Source organism: Comamonas sp. SCN 65-56 (assembly GCF_001724135.1).
Lineage (GTDB): Bacteria > Pseudomonadota > Gammaproteobacteria > Burkholderiales > Burkholderiaceae_C > Comamonas_C.
The window spans coordinates 19378-41793 of sequence record NZ_MEDS01000014.1; the positions used below are offsets into that span (position 1 = coordinate 19378).

23 protein-coding genes and 1 tRNA gene are annotated in these 22416 nt (G+C 63.5%); 14 read left to right on the forward strand and 10 right to left on the reverse strand.

Annotated elements, in window-relative coordinates; translation table 11 throughout:
• Window positions 1–19: 19 nt before the first annotated feature.
• Window positions 20–1483 carry a bifunctional tetrahydrofolate synthase/dihydrofolate synthase gene (folC, locus tag ABS45_RS09795; protein ID WP_291555297.1) on the reverse strand — a complete coding sequence of 488 codons (1464 nt, stop codon included), beginning with the start codon at window positions 1481–1483 and terminating at the stop codon, window positions 20–22.
• 47 nt (window positions 1484–1530) lie between these two features.
• Between folC and ABS45_RS09800 the strand changes: the two genes are divergently transcribed.
• The 3 genes from ABS45_RS09800 (at window position 1531) to argG (ending at window position 4216) form a co-directional block, all read left to right on the forward strand.
• Window positions 1531–1926: an ArsC family reductase gene (locus ABS45_RS09800; protein WP_291555298.1), complete on the forward strand. Its 396-nt coding sequence runs from the start codon at window positions 1531–1533 to the stop codon at window positions 1924–1926.
• Between the two features lie 169 nt (window positions 1927–2095).
• Complete coding sequence (locus tag ABS45_RS09805; RefSeq protein WP_291555299.1) at window positions 2096–2788, forward strand: glycine zipper 2TM domain-containing protein; 693 nt, start codon at window positions 2096–2098, stop codon at window positions 2786–2788.
• Between the two features lie 87 nt (window positions 2789–2875).
• Entirely contained in the window at window positions 2876–4216 is a 1341-nt protein-coding gene (argG, locus tag ABS45_RS09810; RefSeq protein WP_291555300.1) for an argininosuccinate synthase, read from the forward strand.
• 59 nt (window positions 4217–4275) lie between these two features.
• On the opposite strand, the gene queC is transcribed toward argG, so the two are convergent.
• Both queC and ABS45_RS09820 read right to left on the reverse strand, forming a co-directional pair.
• Window positions 4276–4986 carry a 7-cyano-7-deazaguanine synthase QueC gene (gene queC, locus ABS45_RS09815; RefSeq protein WP_291555301.1) on the reverse strand — a complete coding sequence of 237 codons (711 nt, stop codon included), beginning with the start codon at window positions 4984–4986 and terminating at the stop codon, window positions 4276–4278.
• On the reverse strand, window positions 4983–5654 hold the full coding sequence (locus tag ABS45_RS09820) for a 7-cyano-7-deazaguanine/7-aminomethyl-7-deazaguanine transporter (RefSeq protein WP_291555302.1): 672 nt from the start codon (window positions 5652–5654) through the stop codon (window positions 4983–4985). The genes queC and ABS45_RS09820 overlap by 4 nt, the downstream gene beginning before the upstream one ends.
• Window positions 5655–5870: 216 nt before the next feature.
• Between ABS45_RS09820 and ABS45_RS09825 the strand changes: the two genes are divergently transcribed.
• Window positions 5871–6191: a pyrimidine/purine nucleoside phosphorylase gene (locus ABS45_RS09825; protein WP_291555304.1), complete on the forward strand. Its 321-nt coding sequence runs from the start codon at window positions 5871–5873 to the stop codon at window positions 6189–6191.
• A gap of 17 nt (window positions 6192–6208) precedes the next feature.
• Here ABS45_RS09825 and murB read toward each other — a convergent pair whose 3' ends face one another.
• A complete protein-coding gene (murB, locus tag ABS45_RS09830; RefSeq protein WP_291555305.1) occupies window positions 6209–7291 on the reverse strand; it encodes a UDP-N-acetylmuramate dehydrogenase in 1083 nt (360 codons plus the stop codon).
• A 65-nt stretch (window positions 7292–7356) separates the two neighbouring features.
• On the opposite strand from murB, the gene ABS45_RS09835 reads away from it, so the two are divergent.
• The 3 genes from ABS45_RS09835 to ABS45_RS09845 are packed head-to-tail and all read left to right on the forward strand — an operon-like array spanning window position 7357 to window position 9467.
• Window positions 7357–7842, forward strand: coding sequence for a YajQ family cyclic di-GMP-binding protein (locus ABS45_RS09835; RefSeq protein WP_291555307.1), 486 nt, complete (start codon window positions 7357–7359; stop codon window positions 7840–7842).
• A 15-nt stretch (window positions 7843–7857) separates the two neighbouring features.
• Window positions 7858–8490, forward strand: a complete 633-nt coding sequence (locus ABS45_RS09840) for a retropepsin-like aspartic protease (protein ID WP_291555308.1) — start codon at window positions 7858–7860, stop codon at window positions 8488–8490.
• A 2-nt stretch (window positions 8491–8492) separates the two neighbouring features.
• The gene (locus ABS45_RS09845; RefSeq protein WP_291555309.1) at window positions 8493–9467 is read left to right on the forward strand and encodes an HD domain-containing phosphohydrolase; all 975 of its coding nucleotides are present in this window, start codon (window positions 8493–8495) and stop codon (window positions 9465–9467) included.
• A 34-nt stretch (window positions 9468–9501) separates the two neighbouring features.
• Here ABS45_RS09845 and plsY read toward each other — a convergent pair whose 3' ends face one another.
• On the reverse strand, window positions 9502–10134 hold the full coding sequence (gene plsY, locus ABS45_RS09850) for a glycerol-3-phosphate 1-O-acyltransferase PlsY (protein WP_291555311.1): 633 nt from the start codon (window positions 10132–10134) through the stop codon (window positions 9502–9504).
• Window positions 10135–10432: 298 nt separating this feature from the next.
• Window positions 10433–10939, reverse strand: coding sequence for an aminoacyl-tRNA deacylase (locus ABS45_RS09855; protein WP_291555312.1), 507 nt, complete (start codon window positions 10937–10939; stop codon window positions 10433–10435).
• Window positions 10940–11079: 140 nt separating this feature from the next.
• On the opposite strand from ABS45_RS09855, the gene ABS45_RS09860 reads away from it, so the two are divergent.
• From ABS45_RS09860 to ABS45_RS09890, 7 genes are all read left to right on the forward strand, one after another.
• A complete protein-coding gene (locus ABS45_RS09860; RefSeq protein ID WP_291555313.1) occupies window positions 11080–12006 on the forward strand; it encodes an alpha/beta hydrolase in 927 nt (308 codons plus the stop codon).
• Between the two features lie 101 nt (window positions 12007–12107).
• Window positions 12108–13212, forward strand: a protein-coding gene (prfB, locus tag ABS45_RS09865) for a peptide chain release factor 2 (protein WP_291555315.1) whose coding sequence is annotated in 2 segments (ribosomal slippage) — window positions 12108–12188 and window positions 12190–13212 — 1104 coding nt in all. Because the reading frame shifts where the segments join, the coding sequence is not laid out codon by codon here.
• A gap of 17 nt (window positions 13213–13229) precedes the next feature.
• Window positions 13230–15941, forward strand: a complete 2712-nt coding sequence (gene pepN / locus ABS45_RS09870; protein WP_291555338.1) for an aminopeptidase N — start codon at window positions 13230–13232, stop codon at window positions 15939–15941.
• Window positions 15938–16486 (forward strand): hypothetical protein, encoded by a 549-nt coding sequence (locus tag ABS45_RS09875; protein WP_291555316.1) that lies wholly within the window; start codon window positions 15938–15940, stop codon window positions 16484–16486. Before pepN ends, ABS45_RS09875 begins: the two co-directional genes overlap by 4 nt.
• A gap of 59 nt (window positions 16487–16545) precedes the next feature.
• Complete coding sequence (locus ABS45_RS09880; RefSeq protein ID WP_291555317.1) at window positions 16546–16890, forward strand: hypothetical protein; 345 nt, start codon at window positions 16546–16548, stop codon at window positions 16888–16890.
• Window positions 16891–16958: 68 nt separating this feature from the next.
• Window positions 16959–17966 (forward strand): class 1 fructose-bisphosphatase, encoded by a 1008-nt coding sequence (locus tag ABS45_RS09885; protein ID WP_291555318.1) that lies wholly within the window; start codon window positions 16959–16961, stop codon window positions 17964–17966.
• Between the two features lie 42 nt (window positions 17967–18008).
• Window positions 18009–18084: transfer RNA gene (locus ABS45_RS09890), tRNA-Thr, on the forward strand.
• A 74-nt stretch (window positions 18085–18158) separates the two neighbouring features.
• Here ABS45_RS09890 and ABS45_RS09895 read toward each other — a convergent pair.
• The 4 genes from ABS45_RS09895 to ABS45_RS09910 are packed head-to-tail and all read right to left on the reverse strand — an operon-like array spanning window position 18159 to window position 22393.
• Window positions 18159–18620 (reverse strand): VOC family protein, encoded by a 462-nt coding sequence (locus tag ABS45_RS09895; protein ID WP_291555319.1) that lies wholly within the window; start codon window positions 18618–18620, stop codon window positions 18159–18161.
• A 57-nt stretch (window positions 18621–18677) separates the two neighbouring features.
• Window positions 18678–20726 (reverse strand): acetyl-CoA carboxylase biotin carboxylase subunit, encoded by a 2049-nt coding sequence (gene accC / locus ABS45_RS09900; RefSeq protein WP_291555320.1) that lies wholly within the window; start codon window positions 20724–20726, stop codon window positions 18678–18680.
• Window positions 20719–20841 (reverse strand): hypothetical protein, encoded by a 123-nt coding sequence (locus ABS45_RS09905; protein ID WP_255437656.1) that lies wholly within the window; start codon window positions 20839–20841, stop codon window positions 20719–20721. The genes accC and ABS45_RS09905 overlap by 8 nt, the downstream gene beginning before the upstream one ends.
• Before the next feature lie 19 nt (window positions 20842–20860).
• Complete coding sequence (locus ABS45_RS09910; protein WP_291555323.1) at window positions 20861–22393, reverse strand: acyl-CoA carboxylase subunit beta; 1533 nt, start codon at window positions 22391–22393, stop codon at window positions 20861–20863.
• Window positions 22394–22416: the final 23 nt, after the last annotated feature.

The window sequence follows — 22416 nt, forward strand, 5'->3', positions numbered from 1 at the left end:
AAACCAGTGGCTGAGCGGGCTAGGAATCGGAGTGCTTGCCGTGCATGTGCGGCACGCCATGCCTGAGGATGCCGCCGACCGTGTAGAACGATCCAAAGACGACGATTCTATCAGTCAGCCTGCTGGCCGCGACGGCCGCATCCAGCGCCGATTGCGGGTCGGAAAACACCTCGCTCTTGACGATGCGCCGCCCGCCACCGCCTTCGCCGCTGCTGCCACGGCGCGAGCGCGTGACCGACAGATGGGGCTGGTCGTCCTGCGCCTTGGCCGCTTGCGCCAGATCGACACGCGGCGCCTCGTCTGCCACCGCCACGGGCGACGCGTGCAAGGCCTCCTGCTGCGCATGAAAGTGCTCCCAGCGCTGTTGCAAATGCACTGCAGCCTCGGCGCGCGGTGTCGGCAGATCGGTGAAGTACCAGCGGTCGATCAGCGGCCCCATCTTCTCGAAAATGCCGGTGATGTCCTTGTCCGCCATTGCGCCAAACACCGCATGCGTCAGGCGAAAGTGCCCCATGGTGCCCATGCTGGCCGCCAACGCGGCCACCGCGTGCGGGTTGTGGCCCACGTCCAGCACCACCACCGGCTGACCGGGCACCACTTCAAAGCGCCCGGGCAGCTCCACCAGCGCCAGGCCCGCGCGCACCGCCTGGGCGGAGATCGGCAATTGCTCTCGAATGGCCTCCAGCGCCGCCAGCGCGCCCGAGGCATTGAAGAGCTGGTTGGCCCCGCGCAGCGCCGGGTAGGACATGCCGGCATAGCGCCGTCCGCGTGCGGCCCAGCTCCACTGCAGCTTGTCGCCCGAGTAATTGAAATCGCGCCCGAAGAGCCACAGATCCGCGCCAATCTCCCCGGCGTGATCGATCACGCTCTGCGGCGGCACCGGGTCGCAGACCACCACCGGACGGCCGGCGCGCATGATGCCGGCCTTCTCGCGGCCTATGGTTTCGCGGTCAGGGCCAAGGTATTCGGCATGGTCCACATCGATGCTGGTGATCACCGCGCAGTCGGCGTCGATGATGTTCACCGCATCCAACCGCCCGCCCATGCCCACCTCCAAAATCGCCACGTCCACCTTGGCCTGGCTGATCAGGCGCAGGATGGCGAGCGTGGTGAATTCGAAATAGGTGAGCTGAATTTCATCGTCATTTTGGACTCTAGCACTTTCTACGGCTGCGAAGTGCGCTATCAATTCATCAGGCTTGACGGTTTCGCCACCGATGCGGCAGCGCTCTTCGAAATGCACCAGATGCGGCGAGGTATAGACGCCGGGACGGTAACCCGCCTGCAGCGCCACCGCCTCGATCATGGCGCAGGTGGAGCCTTTGCCGTTGGTGCCGGCCACGGTGATCACCGGACAGTCAAAGTGCAGTCCAAGGCGCTCGGCCACCCGCGCCACGCGATCCAGGCCCATCTCTATGGTGTGCGGATGCAGGTGCTCGCAGTACTGCAGCCAGTCATCCAGAGTGTCAGGTAGTGTTTTCATGGAACCGGTGATTGTCCTGCACCGCCCGGCAAGCGATGATCGGCCCCATGAGTACCCCCAAGACCATCACCCTCTACGGCATCGTGAACTGCGATACCGTGAAAAAGGCCCGTGCCTGGCTGGCTGCCCAGGGCGTGACCTATGTCTTTCATGACTTCAAAAAAAGCGGCGTGAGCGCTGAACAACTCGTGCGCTGGTCACAAGCCGTCGGCTGGCAGGCGCTGCTCAACCGCCGTGGCACGACCTGGCGTGGGCTCGATGCTGCCGCGCAGGTGGGCGCGCAGGACGAAGCCAGCGCCTGCGCGCTGATGCAAGAGCACACCAGCCTGATCAAGCGCCCGGTGGTCGAATGGGAGGCCGGCAGCGTAAGCGTCGGCTTCGACACCGCCGATTGGACCAAGCGCATCGCACCCTCTGCCGCCAGGCCCAGACACGGCGCATGAAAAAGCCAGACGCCGCGCGAAGATCACACAGCGTGGCCACGTGTTGCACCAGCGACAATCATGTTTACGCAGCTTTACGCCTCAGTCCGCCAGTATTGACGCATGCAAGCTAAACTTTTTCTCCAGGTCGAACGTTAAGCACGACAAGCCATCCGAAAGGAGTTTCACCATGAACAAAATTGTCAGCTTTGCGCTGCTCGCCACTGCAGCCGCGCTTTCCCTGCAGGTGCAGGCACAGACTCCCGCTCAGGGCCGCGAAATGGGGCGCGTGCTGTCGGTCACACCGGTGTCGCAGCAAGTGGCCGTACCGCAGCAGATTTGCAACAACGAGACCGTCTACAGCGACGGGCGCCAGCCCAGCGGTGCGGGCGCCGTGCTTGGCGCGGTTGCCGGCGGCTTGCTGGGCAATGTGATCGGCGGCGGCTCCGGGCGCGCCGTGGCTACGGCCGCGGGCGTCTTTGGCGGCGCGATCCTGGGCAACCAGGTGGAAGGCGGCAACAGCGCCGGCTACCAGAACGTGCAGCGCTGCAGCACGCAAACGCGCTACGACAACCAGTTCCTCGGCTATGACGTGGTGTATGAATATGGCGGGCGCCAGTACAGCACGCGCACGCAGCAAGACCCGGGTCAATGGATTCCCGTCACGGTGCAACCCGCCGTCGCACCGGCAGCACCGCCTTCCAGCTACCCGCAGGACTATGGCTACAACTCCGTGCAACCCGGGGTGGTGGTGACGGAAACCCCTGTTTACACCACACCGGTCTATACCTCGCCGGTCTATGTGTCGCCGTCCTACGGCGCCACCATCGAATACCACCGCGGCGGCGGCTGGGACCACGGCTATCGCGGCCACTGGCGTTGAAAGCCCGGGCGAGCCAGCGCCCCTAGAATCGGCAGCTTTCCCCCAACAACGGCGGTGCGGCACCAGGCCGCATCGCAGCACGCTGCCATGGCAACCATTTTGCAATCGCTTCCCGTCGGCCAGAAGGTCGGCATCGCCTTCTCCGGCGGCCTCGACACCAGCGCCGCGCTGCGCTGGATGAAGAACAAGGGCGCTGTTCCCTACGCCTACACCGCCAACCTGGGCCAGCCCGACGAGGCCGACTACGACGCCATCCCGCGCAAGGCGATGGAGTACGGCGCCGAGAACGCGCGATTGATCGATTGCCGCACGCAACTGGCCCAGGAAGGCATCGCGGCGATCCAGTGCGGCGCGTTTCATGTGCGCACTGCCGGCGCCACCTACTTCAACACCACGCCGCTGGGCCGCGCCGTGACCGGCACCATGCTGGTGGCGGCGATGAAGGAAGATGACGTGAACATCTGGGGCGATGGCTCCACCTTCAAGGGCAACGACATCGAGCGTTTTTACCGCTACGGGCTGCTCACCAACCCGGCCTTGAAGATCTACAAACCCTGGCTGGATCAGCAATTCATCGACGAGCTTGGCGGGCGCGCCGAGATGTCGGCCTTCATGACCAAGGAAGGCTTCGGCTACAAGATGAGCGCCGAAAAGGCGTATTCCACCGACAGCAACATGCTGGGCGCGACGCACGAGGCCAAGGATCTGGAATTCCTGAACAGCTCGATCCGCATCGTCAACCCCATCATGGGCGTGGCCTTCTGGAAGGACGATGTGGCCGTGAAGGCTGAGGAAGTCTCCGTCACCTTCGACGAGGGCCGCCCGGTCGCGCTGAACGGCCACGCGATCGACGACCCGGTGGAGCTGTTCCTCGAAGCCAACCGCATCGGCGGGCGCCACGGCCTGGGGATGTGCGACCAGATCGAAAACCGCATCATCGAGGCCAAGAGCCGCGGCATTTACGAGGCCCCCGGCATGGCGCTCTTGCACACCGCGTATGAGCGCCTGGTGAGCGGCATCCACAACGAAGACACCATCGAGCAATACCGCGTCAACGGCCTGAAACTGGGGCGCCTCTTGTACCAGGGCCGCTGGTTCGACCCGCAATCCATCATGCTGCGCGAAACCGCCCAGCGTTGGGTGGCGCGCGCTGTCACCGGCACCGTCACGCTGGAACTGCGCCGCGGCAACGACTATTCCATCTTGAACACCGAAAGCCCCAACCTGACCTACGCGCCCGAGCGCCTGTCGATGGAAAAGGTGGAAGACGCACCGTTCTCACCGCTCGACCGCATCGGGCAGCTCACCATGCGCAACCTGGACATCTCGGATACGCGGGGCAAATTGGGCGTGTATGCGAGTGCCGGGCTGCTCTCGCTGGGTGGCAACGCGGCGCTGGCGCAGCTGGAAGACAGCGCAAAAAAATAAGCATCGAATACGGCTCCAGCGCTTGATGGGAAAGCGCGAGCAGCTATCAAAAGCGTCAGCTATTGGCTGACGCTTTTTCTTTTCCACTCGGCCCAGCCATGCGCGCGCAATTGGCAGGCCGGGCACTGGCCGCAGCCATGGCCCCAGTCGTGCAGCGCGCCGCGCTCACCGAGGTAACAAGTGTGCGAATCACGGCGAATCAGCTCGACCAGCGCCTCTCCGCCCAGCGCCTGCGCCAGCGCCCAAGTCTGCGCCTTATCACGCCACATCAGCGGGGTTGCTATCACCAAGGGGCGCTCCACCCCCAGGCTGAGCGCCACCTGCAAGGCCTTGAGCGTGTTGTCGCGGCAATCGGGGTAGCCCGAGTAATCCGTCTCGCTCATGCCGCCGACGAGCACCGTGAGGCCGCGACGGTACGCCAGCGCCGCCGCCAGCGTGAAAAACAGCAGGTTGCGCCCGGGCACGAAGGTGTTGGGCAGGCCGTCCGCCTGCATCCTGATGGCCACCTCGTCCTGCATCGCGCTGCCACCCAGCTCGCGCAGCACGTCCACATGCAGCAGATGATCGTCGCCCAGCACGCCGGGCCAGTGCATTTGCAAGAGGCCACGCCGCAGTTGCTCGCGGCAAGCGAGCTCGACGTGATGGCGCTGGCCGTAGTCAAAACCGATCGTCTCGACCACTGCATATCTGGAGAGCGCCCAAGCCAGGCAGGTCGCGGAATCCTGCCCGCCCGAGAACAGCACCAGCGCACGGCGCGAATCCAGCGTCATGGCGCAGCAACGACCGCTTGCAAGGGACGCTGCAGCCAGCGCTGGATCGCGGCCAGCAGCACGCCATACGCCGGCACGAAGAACGCCAGGCTCACGCCCAGCTTTATCGCGTAATCCACCCAGGCGATCTCGACCCAGTTGGCGGCCATGAAGGCGTCGCTGCTGTGCCAGAAGGCGATGGAAAAGAACGCCGCCGTGTCGAACCACTGCCCGACCACGGCTGATGCGGCCGGCGCCAGCCACCAGAGTGCGCTCTTCTGGCGGATGCGGTCGAACACCTGGATATCGAGCAACTGCCCGAGCACGTAGGCGGCGAAGCTGGCAAACGCGATGCGAAAGACAAAGGTGTTGAATTCACCCAAGGTGGCCCAGCCATTGAAGCCGCCGTCATGAAACAGCACGCCAACGACGTAAGAGGCCACCAGCGCGGGCAGCATTGCCCGGCCGATGACCCGCCGCGCGCTCTGCTTGCCGATCAGGCGCACCGTGAGGTCGGTCGCCAGAAAGATGAAGGGAAAGCTGAACGCGCCCCAGGTGCTGTGAAAGCCGAAAAGCCGGATCGGCAGTTGCACCAGGTAGTTGCTGGCGATGACGATCGCGATGTGCAGCGCGACGAGGATGAAAAGGTAAAGCGGCACGCGCGAAGCGGGTGCCAGGGACGAAGTCATGCGAATCCTTTTTGGATGGGGGCGAGGGAACCCAGGAGGGCACTATTGTAGCGGTGCCGCAAGCGCGAAAAAACCAGTCAAATCAAGGCATAGCGCTTGTAATGCATGCGTATGATGCTCCTTTTTTCATAGTATCATCGTATTCGTCCGAGTGGTTCCGGGCTCCGGGCAACGCAGCTACCATTGCCGCCTGTTTTTTCAAACCTCCCGCACGCCATGTCCGCCACCACCCAGATCGCCAACGTCACCCTCAGCACCCAGGCCAATGTGTATTTCGGTGGCAAATGCGTATCGCACAGCTTCACGCTGGCCGATGGCACGCGCAAAAGCGCGGGCGTGGTGCTGGCGTCCGAGCTGACCTTCAGCACCGGCGCTGCGGAAATCATGGAGTGCGTGGCGGGCGCCTGCGAATACCGGCTCGCTGGCAGCGACGCATGGCAACAATCGGGGCCGGGCGAGCGCTTTACCATCCCCGCGCAATCGTCGTTTGACATCCGCGTGGCCGAGGCCTACCACTACCTCTGTCACTACGCCTGAATCCGACCCAAGGCGCGCTACACCACCACCGGCTCCGGCTGCAGAAGAATGCCGAAGCGCTCATACACGCTGGTCTGGATCGCCTTGGCCAGCGTCATCACCTCGCCGCCCGTCACGCTCGTGTCCGGGCTGTGCCGATCGCCTCGGTTGACCAGCACCAGCGCCTGCTTCTCGTAGACGCCGGCACGCCCCACCGTCTTGCCGCGCCAGCCACAGGCGTCGATGAGCCAACCCGCGGCCAGCTTGATGCTGCCGTCCGGCATGGGGTAATGCACGATCCTGGGCTCGCGCGCGATGATGTCGCGGCATTGTTCGGGCGAGACCGTCGGGTTCTTGAAGAAACTGCCGGCATTGCCCAACACGTCCGGGTCAGGCAGCTTGGCCTGGCGGATGGCACTGACCCAATCGAAAATCTGGCGCGCATCGGGTGCGGTCGTACCCGTCGCCTCGCACTTGCGCTGCAAATCCAGGTATTCCAGCTCGGGGCGCCAGGCCTTGGGCAGCGCCAGCCGAACGCTGGTGATCACCGCCCGGCCCGCTAGGCCCATGCCGCGCTGCCAGAGCGCGCCCTGCCCGGCCACGGGCGCCGCATGCTTGAAGACGGAATCGCGGTAGCCGAAGGCGCAGTGCGCGGCGTCCAGTTCAAACGCCTGACCGGTCAGGCAATCCACAGCCGACAGCGAATGAAAGCGGTCCTGCAGCTCGACGCCGTAGGCGCCGATGTTCTGCACCGGCGCAGCGCCCACGGTGCCCGGGATCAGCGCCAGATTTTCCAGTCCCGGCCAGCCCTGCTGCAAGGTCCACGCCACGAATTCGTGCCAGACAACGCCGGCACCCGCTTGCACGACCCAGTGCCTGGCGGTTTCCTGCACCAGAGCCATGCCCGGGATCTCCACCTTCAGCACCAGCGGTTGCACATCCCCGGTCAGCACGATGTTGCTGCCGCCGCCAAGCACGAAAAACGGCTCGCGCGCCAGATCAAAGCGGGCGGCCGCCTCCTGCACCTCGGCCTGGCTGCACACGCGCACCAGCGCGCGTGCGCGCGCGGCAATGCCGAAGCTGTTGGCACTTTGCAGTGATGCATTTTTCTCGACTAACATCCCGGGAATTGTCGCACCCGCCCGCTGCGTGAGCGCCGGGCGCCGCTACCCGTCAGAGGAAAGCCATGCCATCGTTTGATACCGTTTGCGAAGCCGATTTCGTCGAAGTGAAGAATGCCGTGGACAACGCCGCCAAAGAGGTGAGCACACGTTTTGATTTCAAGGGCACGTCAGCCGCGATCGAGCTCAAGGACAAGGAAATCCAGCTGACCGGGGACGCCGATTTCCAGTTGCAGCAGCTGCAGGACATCCTGCGCGCCAAGCTGACCAAGCGCAACGTGGATGTGCGCTTTCTGGATATCCAGAAGCCGCAAAAGGCAGGGGGTGACAAGCTCAAGCAGACCATCGTGGTGAAGAACGGCATCGACGCCGAGCAGGGCAAGAAAATCCAGAAGCTCGTCAAGGAGAGCAAGCTCAAGCTGCAGGCAGCCATCCAGGATGGCAAGGTACGTGTCACCGGAGCCAAGCGCGACGACCTGCAGGCCGCGATGTCCCTGCTGCGCAAGGAGGTGGCCGATTTGCCGCTCACCTTCGACAATTTCCGCGACTGAACACCACGCAGCGCCATGCAACGCCACGCCCTCCTGCTGGCAGCACTGCTCGCGACAGCACCGCTGCACGCGCAGACGCTGCGGCTGGCGGGCATTCTGGGTGGCAAGGCACTGATGGTCTCGGGCAGCAGTGCGCCGCGCGCCGTGGCGCCGGGCGAATCCATAGACGGCGTGCGCGTGATCTCCGTCAGTCGCGATGCCGTGGTCATAGAGAGCGTGGGCGGACGTGAAACCCTGCGCCTGGGCGCCGAGCCGGTGAGCGTCGGCACGCATGCCAGCGCGCCCCAGCAGCTCACGCTGTACGCCGATGCACGCGGGCATTTCGTCAGCAACGGGCAAATCAACGGCAGGCCGGTGCAGACCATGGTGGACACCGGCGCCAGCGCGGTTTCGATCGGCCGCGCCGAAGCCGAGCGCCTGGGCATTCGCGTGCAGCAAGGCCAGCCGGTGCGCATGCAGACGGCCAACGGCGTGGCCGAAGGCTGGCGCGTGCGACTGGATTCGGTGCGCATCGGCGCGCTGGAGCAGCGCAACGTCGAAGCCATCATCACCAACGAGCCCATGCCCTACGTGCTGCTGGGCAACAGCTTTCTGAAACCCTACGAGATGACGCGCAAGGGCAACGAGCTCCTGCTGCAAAAGCGCTGACCATGGCCCTTGCCAACGCCGACGACGAATACGAGGATTTGTTGAGCCAGTGGCTCGATCTGGAGGCGGCGCTGTCCATGCTGCTGCTGCACCCGGTGCTGGTGCCGGAGTTCAACGCCAAGCTGCGCCAGTGCGACCAATGGCTGCAGGAGATCGTCGGCCACGACACCGACGCCGCGCTGTACCTGATGTTCCAGCTCGCCAGCACCTCCACCGCGGGCTACAGCGCGTCGCACGCGCTGGTGTGCGCCACGCTGTGCCAGATCCTGGCGCAGGAGCTGCAGCTGCCGCGCCATGAACGCGAAAGCCTGGTGCGCGCCGCCATCACGATGAACATCGCCATGACCGCGTTGCAAAACCAGCTGGCACTGCAGCACGAGCCCCTGAGCAGCGAGCAAAAGCGCGCCGTCGCCGCGCACCCCGAACAGGGTGTGGCGCAACTGGAAGACCTCAACATCCGGGACGATCTCTGGCTCGATGTGGTTGCCGCGCACCATGCCACGCCACCGGCGCGCACCACGCTGTCCAGCCTGCCGGCCGAAGCGCGCCTGACGCATATTCTGGCGACGGTGGACCGCTATGCCGCGATGATCTCGCCGCGCAAATCGCGCCCGGGGCGCACCGCCAGCGATTCGGTGCGCGCCATCGCCGGCCAGCCGGAGCAGCAGGACGATGACGTTGCCGTGGCGCTCATGCGCGCCGTCGGCCTGTGCCCGCCGGGCACCTTCGTGCAACTGACCAATGGCGATACGGCGGTCGTTCTGCGCCGCAGCGAGCGCGTGAATTTCCCGCTGGTCGCCAGCGTCGCCGATGCCCATGGCGAAGCGCTGGATGCGCCGGTGCTCTACCACACCGTGCGCGGCCAGCCCCAGGTTGCGGCGGCACTGGCGCGCTCGGCCGTGACCACGAATATCAACCACCACATGATGGTGCGCCTGGGCTTGTACGCGGCGCAGGTGGCCAGGCAGCCGCAGTAAGCCACACTCGGCCGCGCGAGGCCGGCGGCGCCTTTCAGGGTTTCTTGCGTGCGCCCAGCTTGGGCTCGGTGCCCTTGATCAGGCGCCCGATATTGGCCGAGTGCCGCCAGGCCAGCAGGCCGGCCATCAGCGCAATCGCCAGCGCGATGCCGGGGTCCATCTCCCACAGCACGCCACCGGTCAGAACGTAGAAAAACGGTGCAAACGCCGCGGCGATGAGCGAGGCGAACGAGACCCAGCGAAAGAACGCTACGATGATGACGAACGTCACCACCGTCGCCAGCGCCAGCCAGCCGCTGATGCCCAGCAATACGCCCAGTGCCGTGGCCACGCCCTTGCCGCCCTTGAAGCCGAAAAACACCGGCCACAGATGCCCGGCAAACGCCGCCAACCCCACCAGGGCCACGGTACCTTCCCCCAGCCCGAAATTCTGGCCCACGGTGCGTACCAGGAATACCGGCAGCCAGCCTTTGGCGGCATCGAGCAGCAGCGTGACGATGGCCGCCGCCTTGGAGCCCGAGCGCAGCACGTTGGTGGCCCCCGGATTCTTGCTGCCGTAGCTGCGCGGGTCGGACAGGCCCATCACGCGACTGACGATGACGGCGAACGAAAGCGACCCCAGCAAATAGGCGGCCACTACGGCAATCAAGGGGTAAACGGCGTTCAATTGAGAGGTCCTTGCTGGCTCGGAGGGCACATGCAGGCGCTGCATTCACAACACGCGGCACGGGCAATCTCTGTCAAAACGGCCTGATCAGACACATGCCTCAGGTGGCTGTTGTGCCCTCCCCTTCTGGGGGAGGGTTGGGGTGGGGGCCTGCAGCGCCGAAAATCGGCACTCGGCTGCGCAAGCCCTCATCCCGACCTTCCCCCAAAGGGGGAAGGCGTCTGAGACACGTCGCCCATCAGGCAAAACGGAGGTCATTGTGCCAGCCACGGCGCGCACCTGATGGCGGTCTGACCCATCATCCCGGTTCCAGCAAGGCGCAATGCACCGGCTTTGCACCCAGCACCTGCACGCACACCTGCGCAGCAATCTGCACCAGATATCCGCGTCGCCCGCCATTGATCGCAATCCGGTCGAGCGCCAGGATGCTTTCCTCGATATACACCGGCATCGCCTTGCGCACGCCAAACGGCGAAGTGCCACCGACCTGATAGCCGCTGTGGCGCTGCGCCACCTCGGGCGCGCAGGGCTCGACCGACTTGGCGCCAATCTGCCGTGCCAGGTTCTTGGTAGACACCTTGCAGTCGCCGTGCATGAGCACGATCAGCGGCTTGCCGTCCTGGTCCTGCATCACCAGGGTCTTGACCACCCAGTGTTCCTCCAGCCCCAACTGGCGCGCCGATTCATGCGTGCCACCGTGCTCCACATAGTCGTAGACATGCTCGGTGAACGCCACCCCGTGGGCGCGCAACATCTGCGTTGCCGGGGTTTCACTCACGTGCTGCGACTTGTCTTTCTTTGCCATGATTCATCAAATCGATAGCTGTCAACGATTGTCCACCAAGCGCAAAGACCGTATTTTGCTTGAACGTTTGCCGGGCAGCTCCGGCGCCTGCGGCACGCAAGGCCGCGCAGGGCTGCAGCGGCCTTGACCATAATCGGGCGATGTACCAGGAACGCCTTCCCGCCCGCCACGAAACCTTCAACCTGCGCGGCCTGCCCTGCCATCTGCTGCACTGGGGCGGCGCCGACAGCACGCTGACGCCCCTGGTCTTGCTGCATGGCTGGATGGATGTGGCTGCCTCCTGGCAGTTTGCCGTCGACGCGTTCAGCGATGGCTTCACGCAGGCCAGGCAGATTGTTGCACTGGACTGGCGCGGCTTCGGGCGGTCCATGCCGCAGTCACCGGCGGATTGCTACCACTTCGTGGACTACCTGGCGGATCTGGACGCGCTGCTGGAGCGCTGTTTCGGCGACCTGCCTGTGGATCTGGTGGGCCACAGCATGGGCGGCAACGTGGCCATGATGTACGCCGGTGCACGCCCGGCGCGCATTCGCAGGCTCGTCAATCTGGAGGGCTTCGGATTGCCGGCCACCCAGCCCTCCCAGGCCCCCGGGCGCTTTGCGCAGTGGCTGGACGAGCTGCGCCAATTGCGCCAGGGCGGCATCACGCTCAAGAGCTACGACAGCCTGGCGGGCGTGGCCGAGCGTCTGATGAAGACCAATCCGCGCCTGGCGCCGGACAAGGCCACCTGGCTGGCGCAGCATTGGGCGCGGCCCGGTGACGATGGTCGCTGGCACATCCTGGGCGACGCGGCGCACAAGGTCACGAGCGCGCAGCTGTACCGCGTGGACGAGGCGCTGGCGCTTTACGCGGCGATCACCGCGCCGGTGCTCAGCGTCGAAGCAGACCACGACAGCCTGGCACTCTGGTGGAAGGAGCGCTTCACCCTGCGGGAATACCACGAGCGCATCGGCCATGTGCGCCAGTTGCGCAGCGCCACCATCCGCGACGCCGGACACATGCTGCACCACGACCAGCCCGAAGCAGTCGCCGGCGTGATCGAGCAGTTTCTTGAGCCCAAGCCCTGATTGCGCTTCCAGACAAGCGCCGGACGCTATCGAAGATGAAGCAAGCGGGTGCGTGAGAAAATTGCCAGCTATTTTGAACACCAGAACACGAGGATTTCCCCATGGACGCAGAACACATCAACCTGATTGGCACCACGCTTGAAGACCTCGGTGAGCGCACCGAGGACTTGCGGAGGTATCTTTGACTACGATGCCAAATACGAACGCCTGAGGACCGTCAACGCATCGCTGGAAGACCCCAGCGTCTGGAACGACCCGAAGAAAGCCCAGGAGCTGGGCAAGGAAAAAAAAATGCTCGATGGCGTGGTGCTCACGCTGCAAAAGCTCACGCAGGAGCTGGCCGACAACACCGAGCTCTACGAAATGAGCAAGGAGGAAGGCGACGAGGCAGGTCTTGCCACCATAGAGGCCGAAACCGACAAGCTCAAGCCGCTGATCGAGGAGCTGGAGTTTCGCCGCATGTTCAGCAAGGAGGCGGACCCGCTCAATTGCTACATCGACATCCAGGCCGGCGCCGGCGGCACCGAGGCCTGCGACTGGGCCGGCATGCTGCTGCGCCAGTACCTCAAGTACGCCGAGCGCAAGGGCTTCAAGGCCACGGTGGACGAGGAAACGCCGGGCGACGTGGCCGGCATCAAGGGTGCCACCATCCACATCGAGGGCGAATACGCCTACGGCCTGCTGCGCACCGAGACCGGCGTGCACCGCCTGGTGCGCAAGAGCCCGTTCGACAGCTCGGGCGGACGCCACACCTCGTTCGCCTCGCTCTTTGTCTACCCCGAAATCGACGACTCGATCGAAATCGACATCAACCCGTCGGACGTGCGCACCGACACCTTCCGCGCATCGGGCGCCGGCGGCCAGCACATCAACAAGACCGACTCGGCGGTGCGCCTGACCCACATCCCGACCGGTATCGTGGTGCAGTGCCAGGATGGGCGGAGCCAACATTCCAACCGCGACGTCGCCTGGCAGCGGCTGCGCTCGCGCCTGTACGAGCACGAGATGCAAAAGCGCATGGCCGAGCAGCAGGCGCTGGAAGACACCAAGAGCGACGTCGGCTGGGGCCATCAGATACGCTCGTACGTGCTGGACAACAGCCGCATCAAGGATTTGCGCACCAACGTCGAGGTCTCGGCCACCCAGAAGGTGCTTGATGGCGACCTGGATGTGTTCATCGAAGCCTCGCTCAAGCAAGGCGTCTAGGAAAGGACAACCCCATGATGAGAGAAGGCAACGCCGCGGCGGTGTATCGCCTGCAGTACGCCCCACCCGCGTTCTGGATCGAAAGCGTCGACCTCACGTTTGACCTCGACCCGGCCAAGACCCGCGTGCTCAGCAAGATGCGCGTGCGCCGCAACCCCGACGTCGCCCTCGAGCCGCTGCGCCTGCATGGCGAGGAGCTGAATCTGGCGCGCGTGATGGTCAACGGCGCGGGCACCAGCTTCAAGATCGAGGGCGAGCAACTGGTGCTCGAAAACCTGCCCGAAGGCAACGAGCCGTTTGATCTGGAAATCTTCAGCACCTGTGCTCCAGAGAAGAACACCCACCTGATGGGCCTGTACGTCAGCAACGACACCTTCTTCACGCAGTGCGAAGCGCAGGGTTTCAGGCGCATCACCTATTTCCTCGACCGCCCGGACGTGATGGCGAGCTTCAGCGTGCTCTTGAGAGCCGACAAGAAACGCTATCCGGTGCTGCTCTCCAACGGCAATCTGGTGGAATCGGGCGATCTGGAGGGCGGGCGCCACTTCGCGCGCTGGGTCGATCCGCACAAGAAGCCCTGCTATCTGTTCGCCCTAGTCGCGGGCCAGCTCGTCGCACGCGAGCAGCAGATCGTGAGCCGCGCGGGCAAGAACCATCTGCTGCAAGTCTGGGTGCGCCCGGGCGATCTCGGCAAGACCGAGCACGCGATGAACTCGCTGATGGCCGCGATCGCCTGGGACGAGACGCGCTTTGGCCTGAGTCTGGATCTTGACCGCTTCATGATCGTCGCCACCAGCGACTTCAACATGGGCGCGATGGAGAACAAGGGCCTAAACATCTTCAACACCAAATACGTTCTGGCCAGCCAATCCACGGCGACCGACGTGGACTACGCCAACATCGAAGGCGTGGTCGGCCATGAGTACTTCCACAACTGGACGGGCGACCGCGTCACCTGCCGTGACTGGTTCCAGCTCTCGCTCAAGGAAGGCCTGACGGTCTTTCGCGACCAGGAATTTTCGATGGACATGGCGGGCAGCGCATCGGCGCGGGCGACTCGCCGCATCGAAGACGTGCGCGTGCTGCGCACCGCCCAGTTCCCCGAGGACGCCGGCCCCATGGCGCACCCGGTGCGCCCCGACAGCTACGTCGAAATCAACAATTTCTACACCGTCACGGTGTATGAAAAAGGCGCGGAAGTCGTTCGCATGCAGCGCACGCTGGTCGGCGGACACGAAGGCTTTGCGCGCGGCATGAAGCTGTATTTCGAGCGCCACGACGGCCACGCCGTCACCTGCGACGACTTCGCGCAGGCGATCGCCGACGCCAACCCCGGCACCGCGCTGGCCCAGCACCTGGATCAGTTCAAGCGCTGGTACAGCCAGGCCGGCACGCCGCGCGTGAAAGCCGTGGGCAGCTACGACGCCGCTGCGCAAACCTGGACCCTCACGCTCTCGCAAAGCTGCCCGGCGACGCCCGGCCAGCCCGGCAAGCTGCCCTTCGTCATTCCGGTGGCGCTGGGCCTCGTCGCACAAGACGGCAGCGCCCTGCCCTTGCACCTGGAAGGTGAAGCGCAGACGAGCGGCACCGAACGCACGCTGGTGCTGCACGAGGCGAGCCAGACCTTCGTCTTCACGCACGTAGCGAGCGCGCCCGTGCCCTCCATCCTGCGCGGCTTCAGCGCGCCGGTGATCCTGGAGATGGTCTACAGCGACGCCGAGCTACTCACGCTGCTGGCGCACGACAGCGACCCCTTCAACCGCTGGGAAGCGGGGCAACGCCTGCTGCTGCACGTCGCTATCAATGCGATAGGGGCTGACGCAGACCAGGCGGACGCTACAGGCCAAAATGCCTTGATACCGGATGCAGTGATCGCGGCGCTGCGCGCGGTGCTGCGGCATCCGCAGCTCGATGCCGCGTTCAAGGAGCTGGTGCTCACGCTCCCCTCCGAAGCCTACATCGCCGAACAGCTGGCCGTGGTCGATCCACAAAAAGTGCACGCGGTGCGCGAGGCGCTGCGCCTGCAGCTCGCGACCGCGCTGCAAGCCGATTGGCTCTGGGCCTGGGAACAGCACCAGACCAGCGGTGCCTACCACCCCGACGCGGCCAGCAGCGGGCGACGCGCACTCGCCGCTCTGGCCCTGGCCATGCTGTGCCTGGCGGCCACGCACGGCGGCGACCCCGTCTGGCCGGGCAAGGCGTATCAGCGCTTCAAGGATGCAGGCAACATGACCGATCGCCTGGGCGCGCTGGGCGCGCTGGTGCTGTGCGGCCATGAACTCGCGCAGCCGGCACTGGCACGCTTTCACGAGCGCTTCAAGGACGACGCGCTGGTGCTGGACAAATGGTTTGCCCTGCAAGCCGGGCGCTCAGATCGCGGCGGTGACGTGCTGCCCGCCGTCCAGGCGCTGATGAAGCACCCGGATTTCAACCTGAAAAACCCGAATCGCGCGCGCAGCCTGATCTTCAGCTACTGCAGCGCCAACCCCGGGGCCTTCCACCGCACGGACGGCGCGGGCTACGCCTTCTGGGCCGATCAGGTGCTTCTGCTGGATGCCTTCAACCCGCAGGTCGCGGCGCGCCTGGCCCGCGCGCTCGACCGCTGGAAAAAGCTCGCCGAGCCCTACCGCGACAGCGCCCGCGCCGCGATCGAGCGCGTGGCCGCCGCGCCCAAGCTCTCCAACGACGTGCGCGAACTCGTCACCCACGCGCTTGCCGTTCACGAATGATTACCTCCAACCCATCCCCATGGTTTGCCCTTATAGGAGTCGTTGTTGGTTTTCTGCTCGGTGAAGGGAGTCGCTATGTACGGTACCGATTTGAAATTCGTCGCAATAAACGCGTGATTCTAACCGAATTAAAGTCAATTTTAGCGCAAATCCCACAGAAGCAAGACATACTGAATCAGGCCATCATAAACATGAAGCATGAGCGATTCATGCCACTCCTCTCTGTACGAATTATTTCATTCGGTTACTACTCCATGCTAGAGTCACTCTACCCTCACCTGAAACCAAAAGAAAGAACTTGCCTGCATGTTATCTTTGAACGGCTCCGCGTGGCGGACGAACAGATGGACAAAATGGAGGAAATTTTCACTAGTATTTTAAAAAATGGAACAATAACCAATCCTTGGGGAGTATTCATTGGTCGCTGTGAAGAACTACTCGCATCCTATAGAATCGTTATCGAACTCGCCATTTCGTATCTTTCCGGAAAACCAAATGATATATTTCCCATTGAAAACGCTCGCCAAATTGCAATCATGACCTAAACACCATAACCAAAATTATGCCAATTTTAATATAAATAAATTTTATTATCTACATCTATATGAAAAAAATAAAATTTACAAAATCTGTTATTTGGCTATCGGCGATAATAATTGGAGTAATTTCATCTATAATATATAGCTGGATAGTGCCATATTTAAATAATATTTATTCATGCGAATACAGCGGACTACATTGGGGATATGACATCCTAACCCATGGTTATAATGAAAAATGTACATCGTTGCTTGGTATTCCAATTGATTTTGAATTTATCGGTTTTTCGGATAACAAGGGATATAGACATCTTGTGCCCGTAGCTCCTTTTTTTGGTGCTTTTTGTTCTTGCATTTGGTCACTCTTTATTATTATAAAATATCAAGATTCAGGACAATCTCAATTGTGAAATGTATCAGCCCACCGTGTACCAGGGGTTGTGTAGACCTTTGCTAACTGACTGAGAGGAGCCCCACCATGGTCGACCACCGCATCAGCCTCACCCGCTACCTCGTCGAGCAGCAGCGCGTACACGGCCACATCCCGTCCGAGCTGCGCCTGCTGCTGGAGGTGGTGGCGCGCGCCTGCAAGCGCATCAGCTTTGCCGTCAACAAGGGCGAGCTGGGCGACGTGATGGGCAGCGCCGGCACCGAGAACGTGCAGGGCGAGGTGCAGAAGAAGCTGGACATCATCGCCAACGAAACCCTGATCGAGGCCAACGAATGGGGCGGGCACCTCGCAGCAATGGCCAGCGAGGAGATGGAAGGCATCTACGTCGTGCCCAACCGCTACCCCCAGGGCGAGTACCTGCTGATGTTCGATCCGCTCGACGGCTCCAGCAACATCGACGTCAACGTCAGCATAGGCACCATCTTCAGCGTGCTGAAAAAACCCGAAGGCCACCCCGGCGTGCACGACCAGGACTTTCTGCAACCGGGCCACAAGCAGGTAGCGGCCGGCTACTGCGTCTACGGCCCGCAAACCACGCTGGTGCTCACCGTCGGCGACGGCGTGGCGATGTTCACACTCGACCGCGAACAGGGTTCATTCGTGCTGATCCGCGAGAACGTGCGCATCCCCGAGGACACGAAAGAGTTCGCGATCAACATGAGCAACATGCGCCACTGGGACGCGCCGGTGCGTCGCTACATCGATGAGTGCCTGGCCGGTGAAGAAGGCCCGCGCGGCAAGAACTTCAACATGCGCTGGATCGCCAGCATGGTGGCCGACGTGCACCGCATTCTGTGCCGTGGCGGCATCTTCATGTACCCCTGGGACCAGCGCGAGCCGAACAAACCCGGCAAGCTGCGCCTGATGTACGAGGCCAATCCCATGGGTTGGTTGATCGAACAGGCCGGCGGCGCGGCAACCAACGGTCACCAGCGCATCCTCGACATTCAACCCACCAAGCTGCACGAACGCGTGAGCGTGATCCTGGGCTCGAAAAACGAAGTCGATCGCGTCACGCGCTATCACCAGAGCTGAACATCAAAACCGCCACCGCGATCCCCTATAATCGCTGGCTTCGCCGGAGTAGCTCAGTCGGTAGAGCAGCTCATTCGTAATGAGAAGGTCGGGGGTTCGATTCCTCTCTCCGGCACCATCACAGAAGACAAAAGCCTGCTGCATGAAAATGAGCAGGCTTTGTTTTTGCTGGCTTCGCAGCCCAGCCGCACCTTACCCCAAGGCAGCAATCACCTCAGGCGGCGCTTGAACCAGCTCCAGCAGCACTCCCTCTCCGCTGAGCGGAAATTGCTCGTTGCCCCTGGGGTGAATGAAGCACACGTCGTAACCAGCGGCGCCCTTGCGGATGCCTCCGGGCGCAAAGCGCATGCCTTGGACGCTCAGCCACTGGACGGCGCTTGGCAAGTCATCAATCCAAAGACCGATGTGATTGAGCGGCGGGATGTGGACCGCCGGTTTCTTTGCCGGGTCCAGTGGCTGCATAAGGTCGATCTCCACCTTGGTCGCGCCGCGGCCCATCGCGAGGATGTCTTCGTCGACGTTCTCGCGTTCGCTCGCAAAGCTGTCGGTGTGCGCGAGGCCCAGGGTATCCACCCACAGGCGGCGCAGCGCTGCTTTATCAGTGCCACCGATGGCAACCTGCTGGATGCCCAGCACCTTGAAGGGGCGTGTCATGAATTCACTCCTCAAAAAACCGCTTGAAGCGCTTGTTTGGAAAGCGCTACAGCCTTCTCATTCAAATTCGACGATGGGCTGATCCACCGCCAGGCTCTCGCCCTGCGCGGCCTTGATCTCCTTGACCACGCCGTCGCTGCTCGCAAAGAGCACGTTCTCCATCTTCATCGCCTCGATCACCGCCACGCGCTCGCCCGCCTGCACCTTCTGCCCCGGCTGCACCGCCACCTGCACCAGCAGGCCGGGCATGGGCGAGAGCACGTACTTGCTCATGTCCGGCGGCGCCTTGTAGGGCATCAGCGCGAACAGCCGGGCGCGCAGCGGCGTGAGCACCAGCGCGTCGATCTGCGTGCCGTCGTGGATGATGCGCAGCGCCAGCGGGTTGCCGGCCAGGCCGCGCTCGACCTGGGCGGTGAAGCCCTTGCCGTTGCAGGCGCCTTGCACACGGATGCTGCCCAGGTGCGCGCTGCTACTGATGCGATAGCTCTTGCCGCCCACCAGCACTGCGCTGGAGCCCGATTGGTCCACATAGTCGGTGACGCTCACCTCATGCGGCACGTGCTGGCCTTCGGCGCCCAGCACCACGACGGTGAAGGCCTCGCCGACCTTGATCTCGTGCCCCACCATCTGCCCGCTGATGCCGCAGGCGCGCGCGCGGTAGCGCCGGTGCATGTAGGCGGCCAGCGCGACGAGGAAGTCCGGGTCCTCGTGCGGCACGTCCTCGGCGCGAAAGCCGTGCGGGTAGTGCTCGGCGATGAAGCCGGTGTTGAAGTTGCCGCTGGCAAAGTCCGGATGGCCGAGCAGCGCCGCCTGGAAGGGAATGCTGCTCATCACCCCGCGAATCACGAAGGCGTTGAGCGCGGCGCGCATCTTCTGGATGGCGTCGGCGCGGTCCTGCCCGTGCACGATGAGCTTGGCGATCATCGAGTCGTAGTACATCGGGATTTCGCCGCCCTCGTACACGCCGGTGTCCACCCGCACGCCGTAGCGCTTGTCCATGTCGGCCTGGAACATGGTCTGCTCGGGCGGCTCGAAGCGCACGAGCCGCCCGGTGGAGGGCAGGAAGTTGCGAAACGGGTCTTCGGCGTTGATGCGGCACTCGATGGCCCAGCCCTCGCGCTTGACCTGCGACTGCGTGAGGGTGAGCTGCTCGCCCGCGGCGATGCGGATCATCCACTCCACCAGGTCCAGTCCGGTGATGCTCTCGGTCACCGGGTGCTCCACCTGCAGGCGGGTATTCATCTCCAGGAAGTAGAAATCCTGATCCTTGCCGACGACGAACTCCACCGTGCCCGCACTCTGGTACCTGACCGCCTTGGCCAGCTGCACCGCCTGCTCGCCCATGGCCTTGCGCGTCGCCTCGGAGATGAAGGGCGAAGGTGCCTCCTCGATCACCTTCTGGTGGCGCCGCTGGATCGAGCATTCGCGCTCGTTCAGATAAATGACATTGCCGAAACCGTCACCCAGCACCTGGATTTCGATGTGGCGCGGCTGCTGCACGAATTTTTCGATGAACACGCGGTCGTCGCCAAAGGCCGACAGCGCCTCGTGCTTGCAGGAGGCAAAGCCCTCGTGCGCCTCCTGGTCGTTCCAGGCCACGCGCAGCCCCTTGCCGCCGCCGCCGGCGCTGGCCTTGATCATTACCGGATAGCCCACGTCCCTGGCGATCTCCACCGCGTGTTCGGGCGAATCGATGGCTTCGTTCCAGCCAGGGATGCAGTTCACGCCCGCTTCCTTGGCCAGCTTCTTGGAAGCGATCTTGTCGCCCATCGCGGCAATCGCGTGGTGCTTGGGGCCGATGAAGGCCAGGCCCTCTTCTTCGACGCGGCGCGCAAAGCCCTCGTTCTCGCTCAGGAAGCCGTAGCCCGGGTGGATCGCCTGCGCGCCGGTCTGTTTGGCCGCGGCAATGATCTTGTCGGCCTGCAGGTAGGACTCGCGCGAGGGCGCCGGGCCGATGTGCACCGCCTCGTCGGCGAGCTTGACGTGGCGCGCCTCCTTGTCGGCGTCGGAATAGACCGCCACGGTGGCGATGCCCATCTTCTTGGCCGTCGCAATCACGCGGCAGGCGATTTCGCCACGGTTGGCGATCAGGATTTTTTCAAACATGGTGGTTCTCCGTGGCGAAATCGCCCGTGCCCGCTTCGCGTGCCATGCAATGTGCAGAAACGCCCACTCCGTGGCCGTTTTCGCCACGGTTGGCGATCAGGATTTTTTCAAACATGGTGGTTCTCCTCGCCTGCTCACAGCGGCATGTTGCCGTGCTTGCGCCACGGGTTTTCGAGTTGCTTGTTCTGCAGCATGCCCAGGGAGCGGCAGATGCGCTTGCGCGTCTCGTGCGGCTGGATCACGTCGTCGATGAAGCCGCGCGCACCTGCGACGAAGGGGTTGGCGAAGCGGGTCTTGTATTCGGCCTCGCGCGCGGCGAGCTTTTCCGGGTCGCCCTTGTCCTGGCGGAAGATGATCTCCACCGCGCCCTTGGCGCCCATGACGGCGATCTCGGCGTTGGGCCAGGCCAGGTTCACGTCGCCGCGCAGGTGCTTGGAGCTCATCACGTCGTACGCGCCGCCGTAGGCCTTGCGCGTGATCACCGTCACCTTGGGCACCGTGGCTTCGGCGTAGGCGAACAAGAGTTTGGCACCATGGCGGATGATGCCGCCCCATTCCTGCGAGGTGCCGGGCATGAAGCCGGGCACGTCCACGAAAGTGATGATGGGAATGTTGAAGGCATCGCAAAAGCGCACGAAGCGCGCGGCCTTGATGGAGCTGCGAATGTCCAGGCAGCCGGCGAGCACCAGCGGCTGGTTGGCGACGATGCCCACGGGGTGGCCGTCCATGCGCCCGAACCCGATGACGATGTTCTTCGCGTAGTCGGGCTGCAGCTCGAAGAAGTCGCCGTCGTCCACGGTCTTGAGGATCAGCTCCTTCATGTCGTAGGGCTGGTTGGGGTTGGCCGGCACCAGGGTATCGAGGCTCAGGTCGGCGCGGTCGATCGGATCCTTGCTCGGGCGCACCGGCGGTTTTTCGCGGTTGTTCAGCGGCAGGTAGTTGTACAGGCGACGCAGCATCAAAAGCGCCTCCACGTCGTTTTCGAACGCCATGTCGGCAACGCCGCTCCTTGTGGTGTGGGTGACGGCGCCGCCCAGCTCCTCGGACGTGACCTCTTCGTGCGTCACGGTCTTGACCACCTCGGGGCCGGTCACGAACATGTAGCTGCTGTCCTTGACCATGAAGATGAAGTCGGTCATCGCAGGCGAATACACCGCGCCGCCCGCGCACGGGCCCATGATCATGCTGATCTGCGGCACCACGCCGCTGGCGAGCACGTTGCGCTGGAACACCTCGGCGTAGCCACCCAGGGACGCCACGCCCTCCTGAATGCGCGCGCCACCGGAGTCGTTGAGGCCAATCACCGGCGCGCCCACCTTGATGGCCTGATCCATCACCTTGCAGATTTTCTCGGCGTGCGCCTCGGAAAGCGCGCCGCCAAACACGGTGAAGTCCTGGCTGAAGACGAAGACCAGGCGCCCGTTGATCATGCCGTAGCCCGTCACCACGCCGTCGCCCGGGATTTTGTTGTCCTGCATGCCGAAGTCGGCGCAGCGGTGTTCGACGAACATGTCCCACTCTTCAAACGTGCCTTCGTCCAGCAGGAGCTCGATGCGCTCGCGCGCGGTGAGCTTGCCCTTGGCGTGCTGCGCATCGATGCGCTTTTGCCCGCCCCCCAGGCGCGCGAGTTCGCGCTTTTGCTCCAGTTGTTCCAGGATGGTCTGCATGCTTGCGTCCTTGGTTGAAATGG

What these genes read in the sequence shown, in the direction of transcription:
- ABS45_RS09840 (WP_291555308.1), top strand. Translation starts at nt 7,858, where the DNA reads ATGCAACGCCACGCCCTCCTGCTGGCAGCACTGCTCGCGACAGCACCG.
- ABS45_RS09910 (WP_291555323.1), bottom strand. Translation starts at nt 22,393, where the DNA reads ATGCAGACCATCCTGGAACAACTGGAGCAAAAGCGCGAACTCGCGCGC.
- pepN (WP_291555338.1), top strand. Translation starts at nt 13,230, where the DNA reads ATGAGAGAAGGCAACGCCGCGGCGGTGTATCGCCTGCAGTACGCCCCA.
- ABS45_RS09855 (WP_291555312.1), bottom strand. Translation starts at nt 10,939, where the DNA reads ATGGCAAAGAAAGACAAGTCGCAGCACGTGAGTGAAACCCCGGCAACG.
- ABS45_RS09860 (WP_291555313.1), top strand. Translation starts at nt 11,080, where the DNA reads ATGTACCAGGAACGCCTTCCCGCCCGCCACGAAACCTTCAACCTGCGC.
- ABS45_RS09895 (WP_291555319.1), bottom strand. Translation starts at nt 18,620, where the DNA reads ATGACACGCCCCTTCAAGGTGCTGGGCATCCAGCAGGTTGCCATCGGT.
- argG (WP_291555300.1), top strand. Translation starts at nt 2,876, where the DNA reads ATGGCAACCATTTTGCAATCGCTTCCCGTCGGCCAGAAGGTCGGCATC.
- ABS45_RS09905 (WP_255437656.1), bottom strand. Translation starts at nt 20,841, where the DNA reads ATGTTTGAAAAAATCCTGATCGCCAACCGTGGCGAAAACGGCCACGGA.
- ABS45_RS09880 (WP_291555317.1), top strand. Translation starts at nt 16,546, where the DNA reads ATGAAAAAAATAAAATTTACAAAATCTGTTATTTGGCTATCGGCGATA.
- accC (WP_291555320.1), bottom strand. Translation starts at nt 20,726, where the DNA reads ATGTTTGAAAAAATCCTGATCGCCAACCGTGGCGAAATCGCCTGCCGC.
- ABS45_RS09805 (WP_291555299.1), top strand. Translation starts at nt 2,096, where the DNA reads ATGAACAAAATTGTCAGCTTTGCGCTGCTCGCCACTGCAGCCGCGCTT.
- ABS45_RS09800 (WP_291555298.1), top strand. Translation starts at nt 1,531, where the DNA reads ATGAGTACCCCCAAGACCATCACCCTCTACGGCATCGTGAACTGCGAT.
- folC (WP_291555297.1), bottom strand. Translation starts at nt 1,483, where the DNA reads ATGAAAACACTACCTGACACTCTGGATGACTGGCTGCAGTACTGCGAG.
- ABS45_RS09835 (WP_291555307.1), top strand. Translation starts at nt 7,357, where the DNA reads ATGCCATCGTTTGATACCGTTTGCGAAGCCGATTTCGTCGAAGTGAAG.
- ABS45_RS09875 (WP_291555316.1), top strand. Translation starts at nt 15,938, where the DNA reads ATGATTACCTCCAACCCATCCCCATGGTTTGCCCTTATAGGAGTCGTT.
- ABS45_RS09820 (WP_291555302.1), bottom strand. Translation starts at nt 5,654, where the DNA reads ATGACTTCGTCCCTGGCACCCGCTTCGCGCGTGCCGCTTTACCTTTTC.
- queC (WP_291555301.1), bottom strand. Translation starts at nt 4,986, where the DNA reads ATGACGCTGGATTCGCGCCGTGCGCTGGTGCTGTTCTCGGGCGGGCAG.
- ABS45_RS09845 (WP_291555309.1), top strand. Translation starts at nt 8,493, where the DNA reads ATGGCCCTTGCCAACGCCGACGACGAATACGAGGATTTGTTGAGCCAG.
- murB (WP_291555305.1), bottom strand. Translation starts at nt 7,291, where the DNA reads ATGTTAGTCGAGAAAAATGCATCACTGCAAAGTGCCAACAGCTTCGGC.
- ABS45_RS09885 (WP_291555318.1), top strand. Translation starts at nt 16,959, where the DNA reads ATGGTCGACCACCGCATCAGCCTCACCCGCTACCTCGTCGAGCAGCAG.
- ABS45_RS09825 (WP_291555304.1), top strand. Translation starts at nt 5,871, where the DNA reads ATGTCCGCCACCACCCAGATCGCCAACGTCACCCTCAGCACCCAGGCC.